At 54.5% G+C, this 9,098-nt stretch carries 7 protein-coding genes; 2 read left to right on the forward strand and 5 right to left on the reverse strand.

The window, feature by feature from the left end; genetic code table 11:
• The 4 genes from ABYV26_RS14625 to ABYV26_RS14640 all read right to left on the reverse strand — a co-directional run.
• Window positions 1-440: hypothetical protein (locus tag ABYV26_RS14625; RefSeq protein WP_372682092.1), on the reverse strand; the 440-nt coding region annotated here is incomplete at its 3' end.
• Complete coding sequence (locus ABYV26_RS14630; RefSeq protein WP_372682093.1) at window positions 437-1,696, reverse strand: adenylate/guanylate cyclase domain-containing protein; 1,260 nt, start codon at window positions 1,694-1,696, stop codon at window positions 437-439. The genes ABYV26_RS14630 and ABYV26_RS14625, both read right to left, overlap by 4 nt.
• Window positions 1,697-1,862: 166 nt before the next feature.
• The gene (locus tag ABYV26_RS14635) at window positions 1,863-2,213 is read right to left on the reverse strand and encodes an STAS domain-containing protein (protein ID WP_372682094.1); all 351 of its coding nucleotides are present in this window, start codon (window positions 2,211-2,213) and stop codon (window positions 1,863-1,865) included.
• A gap of 86 nt (window positions 2,214-2,299) precedes the next feature.
• The gene (locus tag ABYV26_RS14640) at window positions 2,300-2,725 is read right to left on the reverse strand and encodes an ATP-binding protein (protein WP_372682095.1); all 426 of its coding nucleotides are present in this window, start codon (window positions 2,723-2,725) and stop codon (window positions 2,300-2,302) included.
• A 559-nt stretch (window positions 2,726-3,284) separates the two neighbouring features.
• Here ABYV26_RS14640 and ABYV26_RS14645 point away from each other — a divergent pair.
• Window positions 3,285-5,132 (forward strand): cyclic nucleotide-binding domain-containing protein, encoded by a 1,848-nt coding sequence (locus tag ABYV26_RS14645; RefSeq protein WP_372682096.1) that lies wholly within the window; start codon window positions 3,285-3,287, stop codon window positions 5,130-5,132.
• The gene (locus tag ABYV26_RS14650) at window positions 5,129-6,436 is read left to right on the forward strand and encodes a Ni/Fe hydrogenase subunit alpha (protein WP_372682097.1); all 1,308 of its coding nucleotides are present in this window, start codon (window positions 5,129-5,131) and stop codon (window positions 6,434-6,436) included. Before ABYV26_RS14645 ends, ABYV26_RS14650 begins: the two co-directional genes overlap by 4 nt.
• A gap of 4 nt (window positions 6,437-6,440) precedes the next feature.
• On the opposite strand, the gene ABYV26_RS14655 is transcribed toward ABYV26_RS14650, so the two are convergent.
• Window positions 6,441-8,639, reverse strand: a complete 2,199-nt coding sequence (locus ABYV26_RS14655) for an SLC26A/SulP transporter family protein (protein ID WP_372682098.1) — start codon at window positions 8,637-8,639, stop codon at window positions 6,441-6,443.
• Window positions 8,640-9,098 lie beyond the last annotated feature (459 nt).

Here is a 9,098-nt window from a genome sequence, read left to right on the forward strand (position 1 = left end):
AGTTGACCGTCGATGACCGCCTGAACCCCTTTCAAAAAGTTATCAAGCGGGTCGCGATCGTAAAAAAAACCATGGATCCCCCTTGAAATGAAATCCTTTTGAAACTCCGCTTCGGCGGGCACGTTGAAGAGAACAATCCGGTTGTCCAATCGATGGTTGTCGATAAAGGGGCCCAACTCGGCAAGAAGGACTTTCAGGCTTTTTCCCTGGCAGTCCACGAACAGGAACTTCTGTTGGTTTTCGTCTTGCGGGTCGTCGTCTGGAATCTGACGGATATCATCTATGGCGGAGCACGCGTTGCCGGTTTTTTCTTTCAGGTAGGATGCCATCAACTCGTTTTGCAGCCGCATGGGGCCGACGATGTAACATGACGCTTTACATTTCTTGGAGGCTGTTTTCTTTTTATGTTTTAACGTATTGGCAGAATATACATTTCTCACAAGGAAAACACCTCCACCGGCTCGGAGACGTTTTTCAATTCCAGAGCCCCCACCGAATTCAACTCATATTCATCCTTGATGCGTTCGGCCGTGCTTTTGGTTATATATATGCCGCCCTTGTTCGCCTGGGCGCCAACCCGGGCGGCGATGTTGGTAAGCTGCCCCCGGGCAGTGTAGGTCCAGCGCGACCCGGTGTAGCTGTCGAACTTGGCCGCCCCCACCAGGGCCATGCCCGAATTGATGCCCATGTTGATGTCCAGAGGGCGGTACAGGGATGTGCACTGGTCGCAGATCTCCTGGGCCTTGCCACGGATGGCCAGGGCGGTGCGCACAGCCTGCAGGGCGTTGGTTTTCTCGTCGTCGTCCAGAAACAGGACCATCAGCCCGTCACCGGCGGTTTCGTTGACATCGCCGTTGTTTTCGTGGATGGCGTCCATGAAGACGGAGAAGTGCTTTTCGATGATCGAGTTGGTCTCCTGGCCGCCCAGCTTCTCACACAGCCGCGTGTACCCTTCGATGTCCAGAAAGAGGACCGACAGGTCCCTTTTCCGGCTTTCCGGCATGACACCGGTGGGGGATTTTTCGATCATGCGGCTGACGGTGACCGGCACGAACTTGCTCAGGTTGTCCTTGATGCTCTCCAGCAGCTCGACCTTGCGTAGGGATGCCTGGAGTTGGATGTTCTTGGCTTCCAGGTCAGCGTTGAGCTGCTTGATCTCCTCGAAAGAACGGGCGTTTTTAAGGGCGATGACCAGGTTGTTCAGCAAGGTCACCAGCAGTTCCTTGTCATTTTCACTATAAGGGTCGCCGATCAGTTTCGGCCCCAGCGCATAAAGGCCGGCCCAATCTTCGTCCAGACGAAAAGAGACGGCCAAATCGATCGCTTCGGGCAATTCCTCAGACAGGAATTCACAGTGGGTCAACTCGCACGTGCACGGCTGCCGTAGCACCGCCTCGACGCTCCACGGTTCGAGCTGGGAACGGTCGTGGACGCCCAAACCGATGGCAATTATGTGTTGAGCAGCCTTCTCAGGCAGGTCGGCCAGGGTGATGATGGCTTCCATGGCGCCGAAGTTGCCCATGGACATCAACAGGAAGCTGCGCAGGATGGTTTTGGTATCGGTGCTGCTGTAGATGTCCTTGCTGACGTCGTAGAGGGTCTTGAGGTGAAAAACGCGGCGATCCAGTTCCTCCTGGATCTTATCGGCTTTGATCAAAGATTGCCGGACCTGTTCGATGTCTTTGTCGAGTTGCATCGCCGTGTACCTGATGCGAGTTGGTTCATTAATGGCTCTGTATTACAATTCCCCAAGCAGTCTTCACTCACGGCAACCCCGCGAAGGCGTTGGCCGATGATTCATCGATTCCACTGGATCGCCGCTTTCGCGGGGATGACAGCCCAGACGGATTTTTTTGGATATATCATCCTTGCATGGCTTCCAACGCTTGTTCGGTATCTTCATAAATCTTGGCAAACTTGGTGATGCCCACCATCTTGAAAATTTTCTTGAAGTGTTCGGACAGTCCGGTGATCCCGATGCGCTGGTCATTTTTGCGTGAGAGGGCCAGCAGTTGGATCAAAACGGCGATACCGCCGCTGTTGATGTAGGCTTCCGGTTCGAACTGGAGTAGAAACCGATCCGTGCCTTCCTGAGTGGCCTTCTGGTAGGCTTCATTCAGGAAGGATTCGGAATACGCCGTAATGTCCCCCTGGATCTTGATCAGGGTCACCGCTGCGTGGTTCTCCAGGATAATTCCGTTGGGGTGTTCCATGTGATTTCAGGTCCTTTGTTCTATCTGTCGCCTCAGCGTCCTCGATGAAAACCATTATCAGACCGCGCACATTCCAGGGAAATCCATCAGTTCTTTTTGACGATCATTTTTACGACATGGCCCTGGCTGTCAATTTTGTTGAATTCGACTTTGTCCACCAGTTTTCTGATTAAAAAGAGGCCGAAACCGACCATGGGGTCCATCTGGTTGATGATGTTGTCGATATCCGGATCGTTGGGGAATTGATCGATCCCGTTGCCCTTGTCCCACACTTCGACTTGGAACGAATCCTCATCATGGTTCATGACCACGATGACGCGGGCATCCGTCTGCCCCTTGTTGCCGTGTTTCATGGCATTCAGGCAGGCTTCGGCCACAGCGGTTTTCAGGTCTTCGATGCGTTCGCGCCGAAAGCCCAGGTTCTTGGCAAATGTTTCTGAACACCCCATGGCGATACGCTCGTAACCGACCACGTTTGGCAAACTCAGCTCCACCGTTTTATCATTTATCATTTTCGATCACTCACTCTATAGAATCCGCATTGTCGCCAAGATACGCGAAACACCAGGCATGGACGATCGCCTTTGAATGGAAGACCATTATACAAGCTTACACTGCATGAATATAAACTGCTGCCACACCGAATCAGCGCGGTAGCCTGCTTTATTTTTTTATCGATACGTGTTGTCGAAATCAACGGAAGGGAAAAAGCCATAATGTTCAGTGCCAAACCCATTCGAACACTTGCTTTTTTATAATTCTATAGATGTTACATCTCATTCACCATCAATGTAAACAATAAAAATATAGCTATAAAACCCTTAGTCAGTCTAAGGGTAACAAATAGATCGTCTGCGCGCGGGGGTACTTGAAAAGTCCGCTCGGAATGATATGATATGGGTCAACGATTCATGGTCTATACCCGTTCATCAGGATCGAACCATATTCAGGCCCAGGACGTTTTCCCGTCTTTGAAATCCCTTGCCCTTCCGCAAACGGGAGGGTTGTTTTTTTCGGTCGCAGGCACGAAACATAAACACGACGATTCCTCCCGGCAAACCAGAGGAGACAATGGAACAGGGCGCTGAACTTTTCGGTACCACCTACCGGCGGGGGGATATCGTGTTCCGGCAGGGCGATCCCGGCGATGCCATGTACATCATTCAGTCCGGGGCGGTGGAGGTGTCTCAATGCAAAAACGGCCGGGAAAGCGTGATCGCCATTCTCGAAAAAGGGGATTTTTTCGGGGAAATGGCGCTGCTGCAAAATGATTCCAGATCCGCCACCATCACCGCAATCAGCCTCACCCGCCTGATCCCGCTGCCCAAGACGTTGTTCATCGACCGGTTGAAACAGGATCCCGATGTGTCGCTGCATCTGCTGAAAAAACTGATCCAGCGCATTCAACGCGCCCACCGGCGCTACCGGCAAAAGATGTCAGAAAACGAGGGGTTCAGAGATGCCGTCGCCAGCCATAGCGAAAAGGTTTGGGGCAGTGGTCGGGGCGGGGTGCCGGCTGAAGCAGCCGAGACGCTGCCCGAGGCCAACCGGCTCATGGATGATCTGTTTATCTCCAGTTCCCGAGCCAACGGGGACCCGTTGCGGCATCATGCCGCCCCGGGTGAGACGATTTTTCGTGAAGGTGAACCCGGCGACGCCATGTACCTGATCGTCAGCGGCAGCGTGGGCGTCAGCAAAGGTGAAACCCATGCTTCGCGGTTGATCGGCACCATCGGCCCGGGGGATTTTTTCGGGGAAATGGCGATTATCGCCGACATGCCCAGAAGCGCTGCGGTCACGGCGCTGGAGCCCACAGACCTGATTGTCATCGACCGGAAACAGTTTTTGGCCAGCCTCGAAAATCAGCCGGAACTGGCCGTTGCCATCATCAAAACCTTGATTTTCCGGCTTTCCTGCCTCGAACACACCCTTTCCGATCCCGACAACCTTCGCGAGCAGCAGCGCTCGCCATGGGTGCCGAGGCTGAAAAAGCGGGGCCGCCTATCCCTTTCCATTGTCTCGCTCTCGACCTGCGCCGGCTGTTCGGCAGTCATGCTCGATTGCGCCACGCTCTCGGAAATCCTCTCCATGGCATCCATCAACTACTGCCAGATGCTGATGGACCAGGCGGATCTGCCGGAATCGGATGTGATATTGGTCGACGGGGTGGTGCGACTCAAAGAGGATGAGAGGCGGCTGATCGAGGCCCGCCGCCGATGCCGGCACCTGGTGGCCTGGGGAACCTGCGCGGCCTTTGCCGGCATACCGGCCCTGGCCAACCGGTTTGAAGCCGAAGCGGTCATCGCGGAGAGTTATGGAAGCACCGATGATGCCTTTGCCTACTATTTTCCCGGCGCAACCGGCGTCGATCGTTCAAGCACCTTCCAACCCAAGGGCATCGAACTCCAGCGCCGCGCCTTCGCCGTCGACAGTTTCGTAAAGGTTGACACCTACCTTCCCGGGTGCCCGCCAACGCCATCGATCCTGTTGAATTGGCTGCGCACGTTTTCCGGCGGTCAGCCGTTCAAGACCGCACCGATCGTGTGCGCCCAATGTGGGCGAAAACCATTGAAAAACAACGCGGACACGGCATCGTCGGTCAATGCTGCCACTTCAGAGAACTATTGTTTCAATTCCCTGGGCAGGGTCTGTCTGGGTTTTATGACCCGGGGTGGCTGTGATTCGGTCTGCCCCAAAAAGGGCGTGCCCTGCTGGGGGTGTAGGGGCCCTTCCAAGAAAACGGTCACGGATATTCAAGCCGGTTATACGTTGGACGAGATTGCCACGAATGGATTCAGACGACGGTATACCCAGCACGAAGGCCGTTTTCGGGCAATCATCAAACGGATCAAGCAAGGTGGCCACTTCATGTTCGACATCGACAGCGAAGCCCCGGAAAAACTGCTGAGGATGAAATGAAACATCAACTCCTGATCAAGAAAGCCACCCGGATCGAAGGCAATGCGACGATCCACGTCGAGATCGATCAGGACCGGGTGCAGTCGGCAAGGATGATGGTCGAAGATTTTCGCGGCTTTGAAAAGCTTTGCCAGGGCAAAGACGTCGCCTACGTCCCCCACATCGTCTCACGCATCTGTGGGTTGTGTAGCACGGCCCATCAGACAGCCAGCCTGCGCGCCATCGAAAATGCACTGGCGATCACCGTCCCCGAATCGGTCAACCAACTCCGCCAGGCGGCCGTGTATGGCGAGTGGATCGCCAGCCATGCCATCAGCTACTTTTTCCTGACCCAGCCGGATGTGCTCGGCACCAAGGAGGGTATTTTCGGCCTGATGCAACACCATCCGCGGATCGCTGAGGTTGCCTTTTCAATTCAAAAAGCCGGCAGCCGGATCGTCGAGATCCTGGGCGGGCGGTCCGTCCACCCCATCGCCATGCAGGCGGGAGGGTGGTCTGTCCTGCCGTCATCGGATAATCTGAAGGAGATCCTTGCGGTTTGCGATCGGGTGGCGGATCAAACCCGTCAAATCCTGTCCGGCTTGAATGGACGATCCCTTCCTGAACAGAGAATCGATTTTCCCACCCACAACCCAGTCAACTTTTTATGCCACGATGAAGATTCCGGCCCGGAAGGCCGCTTCAACGTCTATGCCATGGATGGTGCGCAGGTCGATCGATTCAGGGTTTCGGTCATCGAGGACCATGTTTCCGAAATGCGCGCCGACTGGTCATTTGCCAAGTTTCCCTATCTGTCCCGATTGGGCTTTCCCGACGGGATTTTTCATGTCGGTCCCCTCGCCCGCGCATTTTTTGACGATTCCGCGATCAACCTGCCGGAACTCGAAGGTTATGAAATCATCGACCGGGCCCGGGCATCCCGGGGCGTTCATATCGAATACATCGATGTCCTGCGGCTGGCGGAAATCTTCTGGGCGGCAACCCGGATAAAGGAGCTGCTGCTGGGCATCGACCTGTCGGCGGTCGAAACCGTCCCCATCGATCCAGGCGAGAGCGGGAAAGGCATCGGCGTCGTCGAGGCCCCCCGTGGGGTTTTGATCCACAGCTATACCATCAACCGGGGCCGGATCGAACGATTGAAGCTGTTGGTGGCGACCCAGTTCAACAATCCCTTGATCAACCTCATCATCAAGGACCTGGCCGAAAGTCACCTCGAGCACGGCTCGCTGTCCGAGTCCGGCCAGGAGGCGATCGGCCGCTGCATCCGGCTGTTTGATCCGTGCCTGACGTGTGCCACCCACTGATTGATCAATAGTCCGCCCACACCCTCAACTCGTCCGATCGCGCCCGCAGCCGGTGGCTCAGCACCATGGCGATGTTTTTCAACAGTTTGGCGGCAACTTGCGGTTGATCGGCAAGCAATTTGTCAAAGTTGGCGCGTGAGAGGCAAAGGACTTCAGAATCCTCATCAGCCTGGACGTTTGCGGAACGGGGCTTTCCATCCAGCAGCGCCATCTCTCCGACGACGACACCGGCACTGAAAGTGAACAACCTTTTCTCACCCTGGCTGAGCGGCAGCATTATTTTTACGCTGACCGAACCCCGTGTCAGGATATACAGATCCCGATCCGTGTCGCCTTCCCGGATGACCAGTTCTCCCTTTTGAAACCTGTTTTTTGTCAGCAAGGTTTGGATCTGATTTATTTCATCCGGGGAGAATCCAAGAAAGATATCGAGATCGTTCAATTCATAGTGCCTGCATGATTCCGCCGGGCAAATTTGTTCCAGCAATCGATTTTCCGCCCATTCTATCGCCAGATCCGTATCTGAAAAAAAATAGTCTTCGGGAATTACCAGTTTCACGCCGCTTATCGCTAAGAACTGCGCCAATCCGTGATTGGCATTGATGTGGCTGATCAGAAGCCATTTTTTCATTTTTCGCAGGCTTTTATGCAAACGGACAATAATAGTGGCTCCGGTGCTGTCAATTTCGGTAACCTGCTTCATATCCAGGATACAATAGGTCGCAGCAGCCATCCTGGCCTCGAGAATCTGGGCCAGTCGATCCGCCGATCCGAAAAAAATCGGTCCCTGTAGCTCAAACACATTGATCACGTTTTTGTTTTGATTCAGAATCGTGATCTGCTTGCAGTCTCTGACGCGATTGGAGCAGATCAATTCAGATGTGTATTCTCGCCGGATAACCGAGGTTCCCATCTTGACGATAAAATAGGCGGCAGAGATGGCGACGCCGATGATTACCGCCCAGACGAGATTGATGCTGACGGTGATCGCAGCCACCCCCGCATTGACCAGCAGGCTGACCGAAACATCTCTTCTGACGCTGCCTGGCGTCCGCATTGCCTGGAAAAGGCGCAGCGTCGACCGATCAAACAGATTGATGCCCACGTAAATGATGATCGCCGCAAAGACGGATAATGGGATTTTTCCGATCTGGGGCGCCAGGGTCAGGAATATGAATAGAATCATCAGGCTGCAGATTGCCCCGGAAATTTTATGCCGCCCGCCTGCCCTGTAATTCGCAATGGAGCGCGGAATCGACCCCGCGGCATACAGCGAACCGAAAAACGAGGCAATCAGGTTGCCCATGCCCTGGCCGATCAACTCCCTCCTGCTGTCATGGCGGCTGCCGCGGATGTTGTCGATCGCCACGGCACTCATCAGTGACTCCATCGAACCGATCACGCCGAGAATGATTCCGTACATGAAAATTTTCAACATCCAGGCGCCGGAGAATGAATCAAAGGAAAGCTGTTTCAATTCTGAAAAGGCGGTCGGCGATGGCAACACCGCTCGAAGTTCGCCGATGGCGGCAATTTGTTGTGTCGAGCCGCCAAATACTGGAATCATGAAAAAAAGACCCGACCCCACAATGAGGCCGGTCAAAAAAGATGGGATTTTTTTGAAGTAGCGTTTGGTAACAAAAATACTGATCAACGTGCACGCACCGATGACCAACGTCCACCCATGGACCGGCGAAAAATCCAAAAACACATGGGTTACCGAGTCTGTGGCCGCAAGGCCTAAAAAGGATGGCAGCTGGTTCCAGACGAGCAGGATGGCGATGCCGTTCATGAATCCGGACACCACCGGATAGGGAATGTATTTGACGACGTTGCCCATCCCCAGCCAGCCGGAGAGGACCTGGGTAATCCCACCAACGGCGACACAGAGCGATGCCAGCCCTAAAACGACCCATTCCCTGCCTGTCGAAAGCTCATGCAGAATGGGCTCCGCTGCCAGACTGGCCACAACAGTGGTCATGATCAGCGTCAACGGTGCCTTGGGCCCGGATATCTGGGTTGGAACCCCACCCAGCAAGGCCGCTACGAATCCGCCTATAATGGCGGCATTTAACCCGATCAGCGCCGCATGGGGTCGGAAGTCCGGACCCAGTGCGGAAAACGCCGCGATACCATAGGCGATGGACATGGGAAGGGTGATGATTGCCGCTGACAGGCCACCCACCCAATCGCCTTTACCCATGCGAAACATCTCGTTTTTCATTTTTCCCCGATCGCTTGCGGCCTGTCGTTTGGGTGCAACGCTGAAGCAAACCGATCTTTTCCGATGGTATCATGAGGCGGGTGATGGATTACATTGCTTGTAAAACCTATACGATGGCACGAAGAGGCAGGCAATACCTGAATCACAACTATAAAACCCTGATCCGGAATAGGGGTTCCGGGTTCTGAGTTCCGGGTTCGGGGTTCGGGGTTCTGGGTTCTGCGTTCTGCGTTCCGGGTTCTGCGTTCCGGGTTCTGCGTTCTGGGTTCTGCGTTCTGGGTTCTGCGTTCTATGTTCCGGGTTCAACCTTGAGCCTTTCAGCGCACCAGCATATGAGCTCATCAGTTAGTCTGCGCACTGCTCACTGCTCACTGTTCGCTGTTCAGGGTTCCGGGTTCTGAGGTCTGAGGTCTGAGGTCGGGCGTCGGAAGTCGCCTA

Source organism: Desulfosarcina sp. (assembly GCF_041551955.1).
Taxonomy (GTDB): Bacteria; Desulfobacterota; Desulfobacteria; order Desulfobacterales; family Desulfosarcinaceae; genus Desulfosarcina.

What these genes read in the sequence shown, in the direction of transcription:
- ABYV26_RS14630 (WP_372682093.1), bottom strand. Translation starts at nt 1,696, where the DNA reads ATGCAACTCGACAAAGACATCGAACAGGTCCGGCAATCTTTGATCAAA.
- ABYV26_RS14635 (WP_372682094.1), bottom strand. Translation starts at nt 2,213, where the DNA reads ATGGAACACCCCAACGGAATTATCCTGGAGAACCACGCAGCGGTGACC.
- ABYV26_RS14640 (WP_372682095.1), bottom strand. Translation starts at nt 2,725, where the DNA reads ATGATAAATGATAAAACGGTGGAGCTGAGTTTGCCAAACGTGGTCGGT.
- ABYV26_RS14645 (WP_372682096.1), top strand. Translation starts at nt 3,285, where the DNA reads ATGGAACAGGGCGCTGAACTTTTCGGTACCACCTACCGGCGGGGGGAT.
- ABYV26_RS14650 (WP_372682097.1), top strand. Translation starts at nt 5,129, where the DNA reads ATGAAACATCAACTCCTGATCAAGAAAGCCACCCGGATCGAAGGCAAT.
- ABYV26_RS14655 (WP_372682098.1), bottom strand. Translation starts at nt 8,639, where the DNA reads ATGGGTAAAGGCGATTGGGTGGGTGGCCTGTCAGCGGCAATCATCACC.